The organism is Arthrobacter sp. TE12232 (assembly GCF_054062615.1).
The window spans coordinates 1,752,416-1,767,673 of record NZ_JBSSFK010000001.1 but is presented as its reverse complement, the minus strand read 5'-3'; the positions used below and the strand labels follow the sequence as shown (position 1 = coordinate 1,767,673).

The window sequence follows — 15,258 nt, the reverse complement described above, 5'->3', positions numbered from 1 at the left end:
GGGGAGTGGACGGACGCTTACTCATTTTCTATGTCGAATCCGGGATCTACCTGGTCCTGGCGATCGTGGCCTTTGCCTTGGAGGCATGGGCGTTTTTCGACTGCCTCCGGCACAAGGCCAACGCGTTCGAGGCCGTATCGAAACGGACCAAGACCTTCTGGCTAGCCTTGACCGGCGGCGCCTTCGCCGTGGGCCTCTTCTCCCTGCTCGCGCAGCTGGGAAGCGGCGGCGGAGCCAGCTCGCTCGGCATTTTCGGGCTTGCCGCCGTGACAGCGGCGTCCGTCTATCTCGCTGACGTTCGCCCCGCGGTCAAGGACGCCGGCCGCGGCCGCAACATGGGCCCCTACGGCCCCTGGTAGTCCCCGCCGGCCCCCTAAGCTCGCAAGCTCGCTGAGGGAACCCTGCCGCCGTGGGCCCACCCGCCGGCACCAGGCTAATTCCCCGGCGCCACAGCGTCCCAGCCCACCGTGACTTCGCCCAGCCGCCACCGCGACGGGCCGTCTTGGACGGGCCAGCCGGCGTCGAGCAGCGCGCGGCACATCGCTGACCAGCGCTGGCGGTTGCCGAAGGACGCCAAGGGTGCCGCCTCCAGCCAGGCCTTATCCATCGCCTGAAGGTAGGCGTGGATCTTTTCGCCGGGCACGTTGCGGTGGATCAGGGCCTTCGGCAGCCGTTCGGCGACGTCGGAGGGCAGCGCGAAGGCGCCAAACCGCATGGACACGCTCAGGCTCAGCGGCCGCATGGCGTCGAGCGCCACCCAGGCGGCGCGCCGCCCGATTTCATCGCACGTGCCGTCGACGAACAGCCCGCCCGGGGCGAGGTGGTCCTGCACGAGCCGCCAGATGCCCGGCACGTCGGCTTCCTCGTACTGCCGAAGCACGTTGAAGGCCCGCACCAGCACAGGAACTCCGGCCACAGGCAGCTCAAAGCCGCCTAGCTGGAAACTCAGGCCGGGTCGTTCCAGTGCCTGGGCCTGCCGGACCCTTTCCGGTTCGATTTCGATTCCCACCACCCGCACGTCCGCGCGGATCGTGGAGAGTCGGTCAAAGAGTTCGACGGCGGTTGCCGGCGAGGCGCCGTAGCCGAGGTCGATGGCGAGGGGATCGGCCGCGGCGCGCAGCCGCCAGGCCTGCGGGCCGGTCAGCCAGCGGTCCACGCGGCGCATCCGGTTGGGGTTCGTGGTTCCCCGGGTCACGTTGCCCACCGGCCTGCCGCCGCGGACACCGCTTTTCGCCCCGCCCTGGTTCCGGGGGGCCAGCACCCGTTCAGCCTTTTGCACCACAGCCCCAGCTTATCGTTCGGGCTTCCACCATCGTGGGGTCAGATACAGGCCCCGGAATGGGCCGTATCTGACCCCGCGTTGCTGTGAAACGCACGCGGTGTAACGCTCTGCGCCGCCTGCGGGGGCTCGGCTAGGATAAAAACCATGACCTACAAGCTGATTCTGCTGCGCCACGGCCACAGCGAATGGAACGCCAAGAACCTGTTCACCGGCTGGGTGGACGTTGACCTGAACGACCAGGGCCGCGCCGAGGCGGTGCGCGGCGGTGAGCTCCTCGTGGAGAACAACATCCTCCCCGACATCCTCTACACCTCAAGGCTGAAGCGGGCCATCAACACGGCGAACCTGGCCCTTGAGAAGGCCGACCGCGGCTGGATCGACGTCAAGCGCGACTGGCGCCTGAACGAGCGCCACTACGGCGCCCTGCAGGGCAAGGACAAGGCCCAGACTCTCGCCGAGTACGGCGAGGAGCAGTTCATGACCTGGCGCCGTTCCTACGACACCCCGCCGCCGCCCTTGGCTGACGACTCCGAGTTCTCCCAGGTCGGGGACCCGCGCTATAAGGACCTCGGCGACGCCGTCCCGCGCACTGAGTGCCTCAAAGACGTCCTGATCCGGCTGCTGCCGTACTGGGAATCGGACATCAAGGCCGACCTCAAGGCCGGCAAGACCGTCCTGGTCACGGCCCACGGCAACTCGCTCCGGGCCCTGGTGAAGCACCTTGACGGCATCAGCGACGAAGACATCGCCGGCCTGAACATCCCCACCGGCATCCCGCTGGTCTACGAACTGGATGAAAACTTCAAGCCGCTGAACCCGGGCGGCACCTACCTTGACCCCGAGGCCGCCGCCGAGTCCATCAAGGCCGTCGCCAACCAGGGCAAGAAGTAAGTAGTTCCCGCCCTGCGCCGAGCGCAAACCTACGCACAAAGCGCAGCACGGAGCGACGCGCAAGAGCTTAAAGAACAAACGACGGCGTCCGGTCACAAGGTGACCGGACGCCGTCGTTGTATCTGCGTGTGTCTGCGGGAAAGCCGCCGTCAGATGTGTTCGATGGTGTTCGGCTGCCACGCACCGGTGACCAGGTAGGTCACCTTCTGGGCTACGGAGACGCCGTGGTCGGCGAAGCGCTCAAAGTAGCGGCTGGCCAGGGCAACGTCCACCGTGGTGGCCGGGGACTCCTGCCAGTCGCTGCGAGCGATCGCCTTGAAAACGCTCAGGTGAAGGTCGTTGACAACACCGTTGGCCCTCATGATTTCCCGGGCAACGCCGAGGTCACGGGTTGCCAGCAGTTCGGTGAGCTTCTGGGCGATCAGCAGATCCTGTTCGGCGAAGCTCTTGAAGGTCTCCCTCAACTGCTCCGGGACTACGGTTGCGGGGTAGCGCAGTCGCGCCAGCTGGGCCAGGTGCCGGGCGAGGTCGCCCATGCGTTCCAGCGAAGCGCTCATCCGGAGCGAGCCCACGAGCATGCGCAGGTCGCTGGCCACCGGCCCCTGGAGGGCCAGGATGTCAATGGCGTGTTCGTCGAGGCTGTTTTGCAGGAAGTCGATCCGGGCATCGGCGGCAATCACGTCCTCGGCGAGGTCGATGTCGGCGCCCTGGAAAGCCGTCGTGGCCTTGTCGATGGCCTCCGTGACCAGCGTTGAGATCTCGACGAGCTGCTCCCTTACCTGGGCGAGCTCCTCCTGAAAAACCTTACGCACGTGTGCGTCCTTTCCTCGGAAATATTGCCGGCCATTGAAGTGGCGGGCCTATTTCGGTTCGCCTACCGGCGCTCCAACTGTCAACTCTTTCAGTGTCTGGTGAACTGTTACGCCCCAATAGGTGAACGTTAGCTGAACCGGCGCCGGAATCGCAGGAGATTTCGGTTTCGTCCGCTGGGCAGAGCATAAGCTGGAGCCGTGGATCCAATGCTCATCGGCGTGATCGCCGGCCTGATCGGCCTCTCGTTTGGCATGTTCGGCGTACTCGCATTCCGGGTCAGTGAGCAGCAGCGGCACATCGTCGACGTCGACGTCGAGGAACCCTCGCTGCCCGAGGGCGCCGCGGAGGTGCTCGCCGTGCTCGGCCGCGCGTTCGTGGTGGTCGATGCGATTGACGGCGTGGTCCGCGCCAGCCCTGCCGCCTACGCCTACGGACTGGTCCGCGGGCACACCGTGGTGCACCAACAGCTGCTGGAAATGACCGCCAAGGTGCGCCGTGACGGGGTCATCCTGGAAAAGCAGCTGGAGCTGCCACGCGGCCCGCTCGGCCAGGGCACGATCGTTGTGCAGGTCCGGGCAGCCGTGATCGCAGAGGAATATATCCTCCTGCTCGCCGATGACCGCACGGAATTCACCCGCACCGAGGAAGTCCGCAACGACTTTGTCGCCAACGTCTCCCACGAACTGAAAACGCCGGTCGGGGCGATCTCGCTCCTGGCGGAGGCCCTCGAATCGTCCGCTGACGACCCCGAAGCCGTCAAACGGTTTGCCAAGCGCATGCACAAGGAATCGACACGGCTCGCGGCCCTGGTCCAGGACATCATCGAGCTTTCCCGGCTGCAGGGCGCCAACGTCGCGCAGCAGGGCCGCCCCGTGGACATCAACACGGTGGTCAGCGAGGCCGTGGACCGCTCCCAGCTGCCCGCCGAGAGCAAGAACATCCAACTGGTGGTCGGCGGCCACGCCAATGCCATGGTCTACGGCGACCAGGACCTCCTCGTCACTGCGCTGCGGAACCTGATCGACAACGCCATCCGCTACTCGCCGGAGAACACCAAGGTGGGCATCGGCATCCGCTCCAAGGACGGTCTCGTGGCTGTCTCGGTGACGGACCAGGGTGAGGGGCTCAGCCCCGAGGACCAGGAGCGTGTCTTCGAACGCTTCTACCGGGTGGATGCCGCCCGCTCGCGGCAGACCGGAGGCACGGGGCTGGGCCTGAGCATCGTCAAGCACGTCATTTCCAACCACGGCGGTGAGGTCACCCTGTGGTCCCAGCTTGGCAAGGGTTCCACGTTCACCATTCGGCTTCCCGAGATGGAAGGCCAGGACGACGCCGACGGCGCCGGGGCCGGCAAAGCCGCCGCCCACCCTTCCAGCCAGGACCCCAGACCGCAACGACGTGACGCCGCCGGCGTCCATGAGCAAGGAGCTAGCGCTTGAGCAGGATTCTTATTGTTGAGGACGAGGAGTCCTTCAGCGACCCCCTGTCCTATCTGTTGGGCAAAGAAGGGTTCGAGGTGGAGGTGGTGGACAACGGACTCGACGCCATCACGGAATTCGACCGCAACGGCGCCGACCTCGTCCTCCTGGACCTGCAGCTGCCTGGCCAGTCGGGCACCGAAGTCTGCCGCCAACTCCGGCAGCGATCCAGTGTCCCGGTGATCATGCTGACGGCCAAGGACTCGGAAATCGACAAGGTGGTGGGCCTGGAGCTGGGCGCCGATGACTACGTCACCAAGCCCTACTCCTCGCGGGAGCTCGTGGCCCGCGTCCGCGCCGTCCTGCGGCGCCAGAGCGAGCCTGAGGAACTCGTCTCCAGTACGGTGCAGGCCGGTCCCGTCCGGATGGACATCGAACGGCACGTCGTGAGCGTCGGCGGCGAGCAGATCGCACTGCCCCTCAAGGAATTCGAGCTGCTGGAAATGTTGCTGCGGAACTCCGGCCGGGTCCTGACCCGCGGCCAGCTGATCGACAGGGTCTGGGGCTCCGACTATGTGGGAGACACCAAAACCCTCGACGTCCACGTCAAACGGCTGCGCAGCAAGATTGAGCCGGATGCCTCGGCGCCGCGGTACCTGATCACCGTCCGCGGGCTGGGTTACAAGTTCGAGCCGTAGGGATGGGAGACGCCGCCCTGGACTAGCTGCCGGGGCGGCCCGGAGTCCAGGGAATGTAAAAGACATGCAAAAAGGAGGGGCACCCGTGGGTGCCCCTCCTTTTTGCAATACTTTGGCAGTTCGTCCAGCCGCGAAGGCTGCCGGGCGGATCTAGTGGGCTGAGGCTAGTGGCCCGCGGTGCTGCTCGGCGTCGGCGTGGCCGTTTCGGTGGAAGTTGCCGTGCTGCTGGAAGTCGCCGTGCTGCTGGGGGTCGGCTCCGGCGTCGGCAGGTACGTCTTGTAGTCGACGATCGTGCCGTCCAGAACCGGAACCTTGAACTTGGCGTCCATGTTGGTGCCGCTCTCGGAGATCGTGACCTCGGTCATCGCGCCGGGCTTGGCGCCGGCGGGGGTCAGGAGTACCGCGGCGGTGGAGTCGTTGAGCATGGTGTGGGAGTTCTGCTTCACCGGGACCTCCGCCTGTGACCCTTCCGCGCCCTTGATGGTCAGCACCACGTCCTTGGAGGAGGTGTTGTACACGGCGCCGATCACGCGGCCCGGCTTGTCCTGGCCGTCGGCAACGATGATGAAGTTGCGCAGCTGCAGCGGGCCGAGATCAGTGCGGGTTCCGTCCGACGCCGAGTACTGCTCCGAGGTCTGCTGGGGGTTGATGTAGCTGCAGCCAGTCAGGGACAGCAGCCCGATGCCAAGTGCAGCCGTTGCCATTGCCAGCTTGCCGCGCTGGCCCCGGTTCATCGCAGTGAAACGCACGTCACGCACTCCTTGAGAGTCTTGAAACATTATTCAGCCATAGCCTAGCCGCAATCGGCCTCAAACAAGGATTCGGCGCCTACACATAAGCGCGCGGACGGGTGCGTCCGGGCAGCAGCGGCCCGTTCCACGGGAGTCCGAAACCTCTTGGCAGTTAGCGTCGAAGGCACTATTATCTGCATCCGTCAAGGGGTTTGAGGGGGTGGATTAAGGCCATTTTCCCCGGATTCATGCGGTTCCCGGCACCTTTAGATGCCAGTTGTATGCCTTAATCGTGATAAACTGGTCTGCGGGAAAGGGGAATGTCCACATGGTTTTTGAGGTCGGCGAGACAGTAGTTTACCCTCACCACGGTGCAGCCAAAATTGAAGAAATCAAGATGCGCACCGTCAAGGGCGAAGAGAAGATGTATCTCAAGCTCAAGGTGGCTCAGGGTGATCTGACCATTGAAGTTCCAGCAGAAAACGTTGACCTGGTTGGGGTTCGGGACGTAGTGGGCAAGGAAGGCTTGGAGCACGTATTTGACGTGCTGCGCGCCGAGTTCACTGAAGAGCCCACAAACTGGTCGCGTCGTTACAAGGCAAACCTGGAAAAGCTTGCTTCCGGTGACGTCATCAAGGTGGCAGAGGTCGTCCGCGACCTTTGGCGCCGCGATCACGACCGGGGACTCTCCGCGGGAGAGAAGCGCATGCTGGCCAAGGCCCGCCAGATCCTTATTTCGGAACTGGCACTGGCTGAAAAGACGGATGAAGAGAAGGCTGCAAGCGTTCTCGACGAGGTCTTGGCTTCCTAGCACAAGGCCGGCTCACCTAAGAGCCGGCGCAGATAAGAATCGAACCCCGGTGGCATCAGGCCGCCGGGGTTTCTTCTTGCCCGTTGTCGGCGGCCCCCTCGGTTGCGCTATCAGTTGTGGTCCCTCTCAGCGCTCAGAAGCGCCACAAGTGATAGGGCAACGGGGGGTGCTCGGGGGGCGCGGGGACGTAGTCTTGTGCGCATGGATACTGCACCGACGAACACGTCACCGGCCGGTCCCGTCACCGCGGTCATTGTTGTGGCTGCCGGCTCGGGCCAACGCCTGGGCTACGGCATGCCCAAAGCCAAGGTGCCGTTGGGCGGGGATAGCATCCTCACCCACGCCCTGCGGGGCGTGGCCGCCGCCGGGATCGCGCAGCAAATCTGCGTTGCCATCCCCCCGGGAGATGCCGAACTGCGTGCGTTGTGCGAGGCCTTCGCGCATGAGCTGGCGGCCGCACACCGCCGCAACGCGGCGACGGGTCACGCCCTCCAAGGTCCGGTCGTGACCGTCGTCGAGGGCGGTGCAAGCCGCGCCGAGTCAGTTCGCGCCGCGATGGCCGCGCTCCTGCCCGGTGTTGAATCAGTGCTGGTCCACGACGCCGCCCGGGCACTAACGCCCGAATCCGTCTTTCACCGGGTCGCCGCCGCGCTGGGCGCCGGCGCCGCAGCCGTTATTCCCGTGATGCCGGTGGTGGACACTGTCAAGACCGTCGAACCGACCACCGGCGCCGGCGCCGCGGTGGCCCCCGAGCTGGTCACCGGGACGGCGCCCCGGGAGTCGCTCCGGGCTGTCCAGACGCCGCAGGGATTCGCCCTCGACACCCTCAAACGAGCCCACGAGGCCGCCGCCGGGTTCGACGCCGGACAGGCCGCCCTCGTCACGGACGACGCAATGCTCGTGGAACTCCTCGGCGTGCCTGTCCACGCCGTGCGCGGTGCCAGCCAGTCCCTCAAGATCACCACGCCCCTGGACCTGGTCCTTGCCGAGGGGCTCCTCGAAGGACCCCTCGGCGCACGCTGGGTGGAGGGATGAGCATGTCCACCAACCCGCCCGTCATCCCCCGGACCGGAATCGGAATCGACGTCCACGCCTTCGCCGCCGAGGACCAGCCGCAACCGCTGTGGCTTGGCGGACTCTTCTGGGAAGGGGAACGCGGGCTGTCCGGGCATTCCGACGGCGATCCCGTGGCGCACGCTGCTGCCGACGCGCTCTTCTCCGCCTGCGGGGTGGGCGATCTCGGCACGCATTTCGGGACGGACCGGCCCGAGTATGCTGGCGCGTCCGGCGTGACCCTGCTGGCCGAGGCCGCCCGGATTGTCCGGGCCTACGGGTTCGAGATCGGCAATATCGCCGTGCAGTTTGTGGCCAACCGGCCGAAATTCGGCCCCCGGCGGGAGGAATCCCAGCGAGTCCTCAGCGACGCAGCCCGCGCGCCGGTCAGCGTCACGGCCACCACGAGCGACGGACTCGGGTTCACCGGCCGCGGGGAGGGGATCTCGGCGGTGGCCACGGCGCTCGTCTATCCGGCCGGCTGATGACCGGAGGTTGAACACTGCTGGCCTCCGTCACCTACGCTTGAGGGGGGAAGACCCCGCCGTGACATCCCGTCCCGAACTGCCAGGAGACCTGCCGTGAAGAAGCTGCTGACCGCCGTCGTACTTGTGGCCGGGACCATGCTGAGCGGCTGCGCCGTCTCGACGACGGCGCCCCAGACCCCCAGCGCCACCCCGAAGATGAGCGTCGAGGACAGCTGCAAGTTCCTCAACACCGATACCTTCGTGCCCTCCGGGACCGCCAAGGAGCAGGCCGCGCAGATCGGGCAGCACTACCAGGAGGTCGCGGACAAGGTGGCGCCGGAGGTGGGCGCACCCATCCAGCAGATGGCCGACATCATGAAACAGGTTGCCGCGAGCCCCACGGGGGCCAAGACGGACGCACAAACGGCCCAGCTCACCGAGCAGATCAACAAGATCGGGCAGTACTGCAAGTAGGGCTGCCGGACCGACGGTCCCGGACTGGCCGCAAGGCAGTAGGTGCGGCGGCACACACGCCGGTGAGCCCGCGGACCGCCATCGGCTAATCTGGAGCGGTGACCCTGCGCTTTTACGACACAGCATCCGCCGAAGTCCGCGACTTCGTCCCCCTGGTACCTGGCCAGGTGAGCCTGTACTACTGCGGAGCAACCGTGCAGGGCATGCCACATGTGGGCCACATCCGCTCCGCGATCGCATTCGACCAGCTGACCCGCTGGCTGCAGTACCGCGGTTTCCGCGTGACGGTGGTCCGCAACGTCACGGACATCGACGACAAGATCCTCGCCAAGTCCGCGGCCTCCTTCGGCCCCGACTTTGAGGACGAACCCGGAGCCGTCCGCAACGAGGAATGGTGGGCGCTGGCCTACCGCTACGAGCAGGAATTCCTCAAGGCCTACGACACCTTAGGCGTCTCCCGCCCCACCTATGAGCCCCGCGCCACCGGCCACATCCCGGAAATGCACGCCCTCATCCAGCAGCTGATCGACCGCGGCCACGCCTATCCGGCCCTGGACGGCTCCGGCGACGTCTACTTCGACGTGCGCTCCTGGTCCGCCTACGGTTCCCTGACCCGGCAGAAGATCGACGACATGCAGGGCGCCCCCGACGCCGACCCGCGCGGCAAGAAGGACCCCCGGGACTTCGCGCTCTGGAAGGGCCACAAGGACGGCGAGCCGACGACGGCGAGCTGGACCTCGCCGTGGGGCGCCGGCCGCCCGGGCTGGCACCTCGAATGCTCGGCGATGGTCACCAAGTACCTCGGCACCGAGTTCGACATCCACGGCGGCGGCCTGGACCTGCGCTTCCCGCACCACGAGAACGAGATGGCCCAGTCCCAGGCAGCCGGCCACGGCTTCGCGAACTTCTGGATGCACAACGGGATGGTCACCTACGCCGGCGAAAAAATGTCCAAGTCCATCGGCAACACCGTCAGTCCGGCGGAAATGCTCGAACTCGCCCCGGCCCGCGTCGTCCGCTACTACCTGGGGCAGGCGCAGTACCGCTCGGTCCTGGACTACCAGCCGACGTCCCTGCAGGAAGCGGCCGCCGCCGTCGAACGGATCGACGGTTTCCTCAACCGGGCCGGCCGGGTCCTGCCTGACGCCTCGGCCACGGTTTCGGCCAGGCCCGCCCCGCCCGAAGACTTGCCCGCCGCGTCCGTGCCGGAGGCGTTCGCGGCCGCCATGGACGATGACCTTAACGTCCCGCAGGCCCTGGCTGCGCTGCACGACGCCGTCCGGTCCGGGAATACGGCCCTCACCGCGGGCGACCTCGATGCGGCCGGGCAGGCACTCAGCAGCGTCACCGCCATGCTGGATGTCCTGGGCCTGAATGCCACGGCAGGGCCCGCCGCGGACGCGCACGCCACCACGGCTCTTGGCGTCCTTGTCGAGGCACAGCTGGAAGCGCGGGCCAAGGCCCGGGCCTCTAAAGACTGGGCTGCTTCCGACGCCATCCGGGACACCCTCGCCGCCGCCGGAGTAGTCGTCGAGGACGGCCCGGACGGGGCCAGCTGGAGCCTGAAGCGCGGCTGAATAACTGCTGCTGCGCCGTCTGACATCCAAGTCTGGCCTTGCCTCGGGCCATCCCTGATCGAGGATTTTACTCGGGTCAGTAGACTGGAGGTCAGACTTATCAACAAAGTACGTAACAAGCAGGGGTGGAACTCATGGCCAACAACGGTCGCCGGTCGGTCAAAATGAAGAAGGGCCCTACCGTCGGAACCGGCGGTCACGGGCGCAAGGCACTTGAGGGCAAGGGCCCCACGCCGAAGGCGGAGGACCGCCCCTACCACAAGGCGTTTAAGAACAAGCAGCTCGCGGAACGCTCCGAGGCCAAGCGTGCCAGCGGAAGCCGCACCACGAGCACCGCAGCCCGGACCGGCCGCTCAGGTCCGAAGGGCCGCGCCACTGAAGAGGTCGTCACCGGCCGCAACTCGGTGGTCGAAGCGCTGCGTGCTGGCATCCCGGCCAAGGCCCTGCACGTCGCCGTCCGCATTGAAATGGACGACCGCGTCAAGGAATCCCTGAAGCTCGCCGCCGAACGCGGCATCCCGCTGATGGAAACCGGCAAGCCCGAGCTCGACCGCATGACCGATGACGCCATCCACCAGGGCCTCGTGCTGCAGATTCCGCCGTACGAATACCAGGACGCCTACGAACTCGCGGAAGAGACCCTCGAGGCCTGGAAGAAGGGCCACGTGGCCAACGCCCCGCTCTTCGTGGCACTGGACGGCATCACCGATCCCCGCAACCTCGGTGCGATCATCCGCTCCGTCTCGGCTTTCAGCGGCCACGGCGTCATCGTCCCGGAGCGCCGCTCCGTGGGCGTTACCGCCTCGGCCTGGAAGACAAGCGCCGGCGCGGCTGTCCGTGTCCCTGTCGCACGCGCTGCCAACCTGAACAACACGCTCAAGGCGTTCAAGAACATGGGTATCTATGTGCTGGGGCTCGACGGCGACGGCGACGTCTCGCTGCCCGATCTCGCCCTGGCCACAGAGCCGGTGTGCCTCGTCGTGGGTTCCGAGGGCAAGGGCCTCAGCCGCCTGGTCCGCGAAAACTGCGACCAGATCGTCTCCATCCCGATCGACTCCGCCATGGAATCCCTGAACGCCTCCATGGCAGTCGGCATCTCCCTCTACGAGATCTCCCGCCAGCGCGCCGCTAAGTAGTCCAAGCTTCGGCGGGATTGGGTCCCGCCGGAACTGCAGTCGTGGTCGGGTTCGCCGTCACCGAAGTTTTGCCGTCGCTTAGACACCTCCCGTCGACGCTTTCGGCCGCGGGCGGCCTTCATCGTCTCTGGTCGGCGATGCGCTCCTTAGCAAAACTCCGGTTCCGTCTCTGACGCTTCCTCGCCTTTCGCGGTAAACGGCAAAACGCTCTCACCATTAGTTCATAGTGGGGGAGCGTTTCCGTTTAACGTGCCAAACGTGCGGGAGCGTCTCTTTCAAAGGCAACCCAGCGGGCGGTGCCCCGGCATACAGCGGGCGCCGGGGTCCTGCTAAGGAGCGCATCGCCGACCAGAGCTGGATGAGGCCGGCCAGCGGCCGAAGTAAGCGGCGGGAGGTGTCTAAGCGACGGCAGGGCGCCGGTGACCGCGGGACCTAACCACCGCCAACTTGGCCGATGTTGACCTAGAACTTATGGCGGTTGGCTAGGACCGGGAGGTTGGTTCGGGCTTCCTTGACTGTGGCGGTGTCGAGGTCGGCGAACAGCAGTCCGGGGGCGCCGTCGAGCTCTGCCAGGATGTCGCCCATGGGGGAAACTACCACGGAGTGCCCGACTCCGGTGGGGGCGGAGCCCTTGACCGGGTGGCCCACGCTGGCGGGGTCGCCTTGGCCGCAGGCGAGGACCAGAGTGGTGGAGTCCAGGGCGCGGGCGCGGGCCAGGAGCTTCCACTGCTCGGCCTTGCCGGGGCCCGAGCCCCAGGAGGCGCACACAATGTTCACGTCGGCGCCGCGGTCCGCGTTTTCCGTGAAAAGGTCCGGGAAGCGGATGTCGTAGCACGTGGCGAGGCCGAACGTCACGCCGTCGAGCTCAAAGGTGACGGGGTCGGCGCCGGCGTCGACCGTGTCCGACTCCGCGAAGCCGAAGGCGTCGAAGAGGTGGATTTTATCGTAGCTGGCCTCGAGGCCGCGGCCGGTGACGAGCAGGGTGTTGCGCACCTTCGCGCCGTTGCCGGCGGTGCCGGGGGTGAACATCCCCGCGACGATGACGATGTCGAGTTCCGCGGCGAGGGCGCGCACGCGTGATCCCCACGGACCGTCCAGCGGCTCGGCGATATCCAGAAGTGAATTTCCGAAAGCCCGCATGGCGGCTTCCGGGAACACCACCAGGTCCGCGCCGCCGGCTTTTGCCTGACGTGCATAGTCCTCTATGAGGGCCAGATTCGCGGCCAGATCGCGTCCGGTGATGATTTGGGCTAATGCTGCGCGCACAATTACCTCCAACTCGGCGCTTCATTCCAGTATGCAGTGCGGCGCTTCCGTACACTGCAAAACGTCATGAAAACGAAAATGAGGGCCATTTGTTCGGCCCGGCTAAGCTTTAAGCAATGGTTATGCCCTTTATAGACACAGCTTCCACCGTAGACGCTTCGCGAGCGTTTCCGCTGGGGATCAGCGTTCCGCACACCGGGTCGCCGGCAGTGGACGATCCCCGCGGCGCGTTCGCCAACGTGGCTGTCTACGCGCCCGGCGTGACCACCCTCGAGATCGCATATCAGCCGCCCGGGGGAACCTGGCAGGTCAAGACCCTGCCCAACATCACCGATGGTGTCCACCACGGCATTGTGGAGGGCATCCCCGCAGGGTCGCGCTACGGCTTCCGGGCCTCTCCGGAACACGAGGCCCTCCCGCTGTCCATGCCCGCCACGGATTTTGACGCCGCCGGCGAGCAGCCGCTGCTGATGGACCCGTACGGCCGGGCCGTCGACGAACGCGAAGAGCTGATCACCAGCGTCCGGGTCGGCAGTGACTTTGACTGGGGGCTGGACCGCAGCCCGCGCGTGCCGTGGCGCAACACGATCGTCTACGAGGCCCACGTCAGGGGCCAGACAAAGCTGCACCCGGATATTCCCGAGGAACTGCAGGGGACCTACGCCGGCATGGCCCACCCGGCCATGATCGAGCATCTGATCTCGCTGGGCGTCACGGCGATCCAGCTCCTGCCCGTCCACTTCCACGTCGACGAGCCGCACCTGCAGCAGCTCGGGCTGACGAATTACTGGGGCTACAACACGGCCGCCTTCTTCGCCCCGCACCCCGGCTACGCCACCGCGGCGGCCCAGGCTGCCGGCGCGCACGCGGTCCAGGACGAGTTCAAGGGCATGGTCAAGCTGTTGCACGCCGCCGGGCTGGAGGTCATCCTCGACGTCGTCTACAACCACACCGCCGAGGGCGGCACGGACGGCCCCACCTTAAGCTTCCGCGGCCTGGGCGAGATGCAGTATTACCGCAACGACGGCCACGGCAGGTATGTGGACACCACGGGCTGCGGCAACAGCCTGAACTTCGGCGAGCCCCGCGTGGTGCAGCTGGTACTGGATTCCCTGCGCTACTGGGTGAACGAATTCCACATCGACGGCTTCCGCTTCGACCTCGCCGTCACGCTGTGCCGCAACAGTGCCAACGAATTCGATCCCCGGCACCCCTTCCTTGTCGCGGTGGGCGCCGATCCTGTCCTGTCCGGGATCAAGTTGATTTCCGAGCCTTGGGACGTGGGCTACGGCGGCTGGCAGACGGGCCGCTTTCCGGCCGGCTGGGTGGACTGGAACGATCACTTCCGCGACGCCGTCCGCAGCTTCTGGCTCGCCGACCGCGCTGCGATCGACGCCGGCGGTAACGGCGGCCCCGTGGCCCGCCTCGCGGATGCCCTCTCCGGTTCCGCCGGGCTGTTCGAGTCTTCGGGCCGGTCCCGGCTCGCCTCGCTGAACTTCATCACCGCCCACGACGGCTTCACCCTGGCCGATCTGACCGCCTACGACCGCAAGCACAACGAGGCCAACGGGGAGCAGAACCGCGACGGCCACGGGGACAACCGCAGCTACAACCACGGCTTCGAAGGCCCCACCGAAGACCTCGACATCCTGGCCCGCCGGGCCCAAAGCAGGCGGAACCTCATGGCCTGCCTCATGATCTCCCAAGGCGTACCCATGATTGCCGCCGGCGACGAGATCTGCCGGACCCAGCAGGGCAACAACAACGCCTACTGCCAGGACAACGCGCTCACCTGGATTGACTGGACCAACACCGCGGAATCCCATGCGATGCTGCGCACCACCAAGCGCGTCATCAGGCTGCGCAAGGAGTTCCTGGCCGGCCAGCCGCATGACTACCCCACGCGCGACACCCAGTCCTACTTCCACTGGTTCGATGTGGACGGCAACCCGATGTCGGCGGACACGTGGAATGACCCGGCCCACCGCGTCATCCAGCTCCTGCTCGGTTCCGACGACGGGCACGTGGACGGCCTGGTGGTGGTCAACGGCGGTGCCGACGACGTCAAGGTCACCCTGCCGCGGCTCAGCAATGAGGACGGTACCGGGCACCGGCGCTTCGAGCTTCGCGTCACCACCTCCGAGCTCCATGACCGGCGTCAGGGCGCCCGCGTTGCCTCCGGTGAACGGGATGTCGTCCAGGCCAACACGATCAATATTTACCGCACCTGATCAGCTGCAATCTAAGGACCCCATGAAGATTTACTCGGCAGACACCTGGACCATTGAAGAACTCACAGAGCAAATCGACGACGCCGGCCGCCGCACCCTAGTGATCCCCGCCGCCGACACCAAGCAGGCGGTCCTGGAGACCTTCAGTAAAGTCCTGGCCTTCCCCGAGGACGACGGCGTGGACCTGGACGCCCTGCATGACTCGCTGCACGACGTCGCCGATGCCGTGACGGACGACGGCGAGGCCCCTGTCACCTTCATCTGGCAGGTCCCGGCCGCGCTCCGCGCGGACCGCTCCTTCGGCGTCATCTGCGAAACCCTGCAGGACGCCGAGAGCTACGCCGGTACGAGCCTGGCCGTCATCGCCGTCTGCCTCTAGGCCCGGGTTCCGGGCCGCCAGCCCCCGGCGG

Annotated in this window: 16 protein-coding genes; 12 read left to right on the top strand and 4 right to left on the bottom strand. The window is 66.3% G+C overall.

Annotation, left to right across the window (positions count from 1 at the left end; all coding sequences use genetic code 11):
• Window positions 1-5 precede the first annotated feature (5 nt).
• Window positions 6-359, top strand: a complete 354-nt coding sequence (locus ACVWZ7_RS07745; protein WP_091255337.1) for a DUF2516 family protein — start codon at window positions 6-8, stop codon at window positions 357-359.
• A gap of 74 nt (window positions 360-433) precedes the next feature.
• On the opposite strand, the gene ACVWZ7_RS07740 is transcribed toward ACVWZ7_RS07745, so the two are convergent.
• Window positions 434-1,282 carry a class I SAM-dependent methyltransferase gene (locus ACVWZ7_RS07740; RefSeq protein ID WP_456507486.1) on the bottom strand — a complete coding sequence of 283 codons (849 nt, stop codon included), beginning with the start codon at window positions 1,280-1,282 and terminating at the stop codon, window positions 434-436.
• Between the two features lie 144 nt (window positions 1,283-1,426).
• Between ACVWZ7_RS07740 and ACVWZ7_RS07735 the strand changes: the two genes are divergently transcribed.
• Window positions 1,427-2,173, top strand: a complete 747-nt coding sequence (locus tag ACVWZ7_RS07735) for a phosphoglyceromutase (protein ID WP_344363071.1) — start codon at window positions 1,427-1,429, stop codon at window positions 2,171-2,173.
• Between the two features lie 149 nt (window positions 2,174-2,322).
• On the opposite strand, the gene phoU is transcribed toward ACVWZ7_RS07735, so the two are convergent.
• Entirely contained in the window at window positions 2,323-2,985 is a 663-nt protein-coding gene (gene phoU / locus ACVWZ7_RS07730) for a phosphate signaling complex protein PhoU (RefSeq protein WP_456507485.1), read from the bottom strand.
• 207 nt (window positions 2,986-3,192) lie between these two features.
• On the opposite strand from phoU, the gene ACVWZ7_RS07725 reads away from it, so the two are divergent.
• Together ACVWZ7_RS07725 and ACVWZ7_RS07720 are read left to right on the top strand one after the other, a co-directional pair.
• Window positions 3,193-4,425, top strand: a complete 1,233-nt coding sequence (locus ACVWZ7_RS07725) for a sensor histidine kinase (protein WP_344363135.1) — start codon at window positions 3,193-3,195, stop codon at window positions 4,423-4,425.
• Window positions 4,422-5,102, top strand: coding sequence for a response regulator transcription factor (locus ACVWZ7_RS07720; RefSeq protein ID WP_091255327.1), 681 nt, complete (start codon window positions 4,422-4,424; stop codon window positions 5,100-5,102). The genes ACVWZ7_RS07725 and ACVWZ7_RS07720 overlap by 4 nt, the downstream gene beginning before the upstream one ends.
• A gap of 164 nt (window positions 5,103-5,266) precedes the next feature.
• Here ACVWZ7_RS07720 and ACVWZ7_RS07715 read toward each other — a convergent pair whose 3' ends face one another.
• A complete protein-coding gene (locus tag ACVWZ7_RS07715; protein WP_344363138.1) occupies window positions 5,267-5,836 on the bottom strand; it encodes a hypothetical protein in 570 nt (189 codons plus the stop codon).
• Window positions 5,837-6,161: 325 nt separating this feature from the next.
• Between ACVWZ7_RS07715 and ACVWZ7_RS07710 the strand changes: the two genes are divergently transcribed.
• The 6 genes from ACVWZ7_RS07710 (at window position 6,162) to rlmB (ending at window position 11,351) form a co-directional block, all read left to right on the top strand.
• The gene (locus ACVWZ7_RS07710) at window positions 6,162-6,644 is read left to right on the top strand and encodes a CarD family transcriptional regulator (RefSeq protein ID WP_026266570.1); all 483 of its coding nucleotides are present in this window, start codon (window positions 6,162-6,164) and stop codon (window positions 6,642-6,644) included.
• A 201-nt stretch (window positions 6,645-6,845) separates the two neighbouring features.
• Window positions 6,846-7,679 (top strand): 2-C-methyl-D-erythritol 4-phosphate cytidylyltransferase, encoded by an 834-nt coding sequence (ispD, locus tag ACVWZ7_RS07705; protein WP_456507484.1) that lies wholly within the window; start codon window positions 6,846-6,848, stop codon window positions 7,677-7,679.
• A complete protein-coding gene (gene ispF, locus ACVWZ7_RS07700) occupies window positions 7,676-8,182 on the top strand; it encodes a 2-C-methyl-D-erythritol 2,4-cyclodiphosphate synthase (RefSeq protein ID WP_456507483.1) in 507 nt (168 codons plus the stop codon). The genes ispD and ispF overlap by 4 nt, the downstream gene beginning before the upstream one ends.
• A 96-nt stretch (window positions 8,183-8,278) precedes the next feature.
• Window positions 8,279-8,638, top strand: a complete 360-nt coding sequence (locus ACVWZ7_RS07695) for a hypothetical protein (RefSeq protein WP_344363079.1) — start codon at window positions 8,279-8,281, stop codon at window positions 8,636-8,638.
• A 98-nt stretch (window positions 8,639-8,736) separates the two neighbouring features.
• Complete coding sequence (gene cysS / locus ACVWZ7_RS07690) at window positions 8,737-10,215, top strand: cysteine--tRNA ligase (RefSeq protein ID WP_456507482.1); 1,479 nt, start codon at window positions 8,737-8,739, stop codon at window positions 10,213-10,215.
• A gap of 134 nt (window positions 10,216-10,349) precedes the next feature.
• Window positions 10,350-11,351, top strand: a complete 1,002-nt coding sequence (rlmB, locus tag ACVWZ7_RS07685) for a 23S rRNA (guanosine(2251)-2'-O)-methyltransferase RlmB (protein WP_344363084.1) — start codon at window positions 10,350-10,352, stop codon at window positions 11,349-11,351.
• Between the two features lie 462 nt (window positions 11,352-11,813).
• Here rlmB and ACVWZ7_RS07680 read toward each other — a convergent pair whose 3' ends face one another.
• Window positions 11,814-12,617: a carbon-nitrogen hydrolase family protein gene (locus ACVWZ7_RS07680; protein WP_456507481.1), complete on the bottom strand. Its 804-nt coding sequence runs from the start codon at window positions 12,615-12,617 to the stop codon at window positions 11,814-11,816.
• 116 nt (window positions 12,618-12,733) lie between these two features.
• Here ACVWZ7_RS07680 and glgX point away from each other — a divergent pair, with 116 nt between their 5' ends.
• A complete protein-coding gene (gene glgX, locus ACVWZ7_RS07675) occupies window positions 12,734-14,848 on the top strand; it encodes a glycogen debranching protein GlgX (protein ID WP_116768622.1) in 2,115 nt (704 codons plus the stop codon).
• Window positions 14,849-14,870: 22 nt separating this feature from the next.
• Window positions 14,871-15,227 carry a barstar family protein gene (locus ACVWZ7_RS07670; protein ID WP_456507480.1) on the top strand — a complete coding sequence of 119 codons (357 nt, stop codon included), beginning with the start codon at window positions 14,871-14,873 and terminating at the stop codon, window positions 15,225-15,227.
• The last annotated feature ends 31 nt before the right edge of the window (window positions 15,228-15,258 follow it).

Bases quoted from the DNA above. Each gene is read 5' to 3' on its own strand.
- ACVWZ7_RS07735 (WP_344363071.1), top strand. From the start codon at position 1,427: ATGACCTACAAGCTGATTCTGCTGCGCCACGGCCACAGCGAATGGAAC.
- ispD (WP_456507484.1), top strand. From the start codon at position 6,846: ATGGATACTGCACCGACGAACACGTCACCGGCCGGTCCCGTCACCGCG.
- rlmB (WP_344363084.1), top strand. From the start codon at position 10,350: ATGGCCAACAACGGTCGCCGGTCGGTCAAAATGAAGAAGGGCCCTACC.
- glgX (WP_116768622.1), top strand. From the start codon at position 12,734: ATGGTTATGCCCTTTATAGACACAGCTTCCACCGTAGACGCTTCGCGA.
- ispF (WP_456507483.1), top strand. From the start codon at position 7,676: ATGAGCATGTCCACCAACCCGCCCGTCATCCCCCGGACCGGAATCGGA.
- ACVWZ7_RS07725 (WP_344363135.1), top strand. From the start codon at position 3,193: ATGCTCATCGGCGTGATCGCCGGCCTGATCGGCCTCTCGTTTGGCATG.
- ACVWZ7_RS07670 (WP_456507480.1), top strand. From the start codon at position 14,871: ATGAAGATTTACTCGGCAGACACCTGGACCATTGAAGAACTCACAGAG.
- ACVWZ7_RS07715 (WP_344363138.1), bottom strand. From the start codon at position 5,836: ATGAACCGGGGCCAGCGCGGCAAGCTGGCAATGGCAACGGCTGCACTT.
- ACVWZ7_RS07710 (WP_026266570.1), top strand. From the start codon at position 6,162: ATGGTTTTTGAGGTCGGCGAGACAGTAGTTTACCCTCACCACGGTGCA.